At 59.9% G+C, this 1,727-nt stretch carries 1 protein-coding gene; it reads right to left on the bottom strand.

Annotation, left to right across the window (positions count from 1 at the left end):
• Positions 1-1,727: immunoglobulin-like domain-containing protein (locus tag D886_RS28405; RefSeq protein ID WP_033694283.1), on the bottom strand; the 1,727-nt coding region annotated here is incomplete at both ends.

Here is a 1,727-nt window from a genome sequence, read left to right as displayed (position 1 = left end):
TTGGTACCAACGTAAACGTTGTCCGGGGCAGTCACGGTGGTGAAACCGCTGGTGCTGTTGGCCGGCACAGTAATGACGGTGGTGCCATCGCTCAGGGTGAAGGTCAGCGCCGAGTGTTTATCGATCGGCAGACCATCTTTGTTGGTCAGGGTGATGGTGTAGGTGATCGCACCACCTTCGGTAACCGAAGGCGTAGCGGTCAGCTTGGCCACCACGTCATCCGTGGTGTCGGTGACTTTGACCGACGCCGCATCGCCCAACTGCAGGTTTTCGAAGGCACGGCCATCGATGTCTGCTGCCGACTTCACGCCCAACTCGATTTCACCGGCGTCTTTGTAGACGTCGTCGCCCTGTGCCTCGTGGGTGTAAGGCGCGCTGGTTTCACCGGCCTTGATGGTGACGGTAGCGTTGTTGCTCAGGGTCACGACCAAGTCGTGAGCCAGGGCGGTGTTGATGTGAACGGTGAAGGTCGGTTTGACGTTTTCAGCCACCGATACCTGATCGGCGGTGATGGTGACCTTGACCAGATCGCCTTCGTTGCCAGCGCCTGGAGTACCCGAGCCTGGCTCGTCGGTCACGGTGGTGCTGACTGGGGTCTTGTCCAGAACCAGGTTCTCGAACTTCCAGGCGTCTGCGCCGCTGACATTGGCAATCGACTTGACCACCGCGTCGTTGGTACCAACGTAGACGTTGTCCGGCGCGGTGACGGTAGCGAAGCCGGTGGTGCTATTGGCCGCGACGGTAATGACCGTTTTGCCGTCACTCAGGGTGAAGTACAACGGCGCGTGGTTATCGATCGGCAGACCATCTTTGTTGGTCAAGGTGATGGTGTAAGTGATTTCACCACCTTCGGAGACCGAAGGGGTCGCGGACAGCTTGGCCACCACGTCGTCAGTGGTGTCAGTGACTTTGACCGACGCGGCATCACCCAGCTGCAGGTTCTCGAAGGCACGACCGTCAACATCGACGGCGGATTTGATGCCCAGCTCGATTTCACCGGCGTCTTTGTAGACGTCGTCGCCTTGTGCGTCGTGGGTATACGGCTCGCTCGAAGTCTTGCCGGCCTCGATCACCACAACCGCGTTGTTGCTCAGGGTCACGACCAGGTCGTGGGCCAGCGCGGTATTGATGTGAACAGTGAAGGTCGGTTTGACGTTCTCGGCGACCGAGATTTGGTCGGCGGTGATGGTGACTTTGACCACGTCGCCTTCGTTGCCAGCGCCCGGAGTGCCCGAGCCAGGTTCGTCGGTCACGGTGGTGCTAACTGGGGTCTTGTCCAGAACCAGGTTTTCGAACTTCCAGGCGTCTGCGCCGCTGACATTGGCGATCGACTTGACCACCGCGTCATTGGTACCGACGTAGACGTTGTCCGGCGCGATCACCGTGGTGAAACCGGTGGTGCTATTGGCCGGCACGGTGATGACCGTTTTGCCGTCACTCAGGGTGAAATACAACGGCGCATGGTTGTCGATCGGCAGGCCGTCTTTGTTGGTCAGGGTGACGGTATAGGTGATCTCGCCGCCCTCAGTGACCGAAGGGGTGGCGGTCAGCTTGGCGATGACATCGTCAGTGGTATCCGTCACTTTGACCGAGGCCGCATCGCCCAGCTGCAGGTTCTCGAAGGCACGGCCATCGATGTCTGCTGCCGACTTCACGCCCAACTCGATTTCGCCGGCGTCTTTGTAGACGTCGTCGCCCTGCGCTTCGTGGGTGTACGGCGCGCTGGT

Origin of the sequence: Pseudomonas sp. LAIL14HWK12:I7 (assembly GCF_000483465.1) — a bacterium.
Classification (GTDB): domain Bacteria; phylum Pseudomonadota; class Gammaproteobacteria; order Pseudomonadales; family Pseudomonadaceae; genus Aquipseudomonas; species Aquipseudomonas kermanshahensis.
Note: the sequence above shows the minus strand (reverse complement) of the source record. Positions and strands in the feature narration are given on the sequence as shown.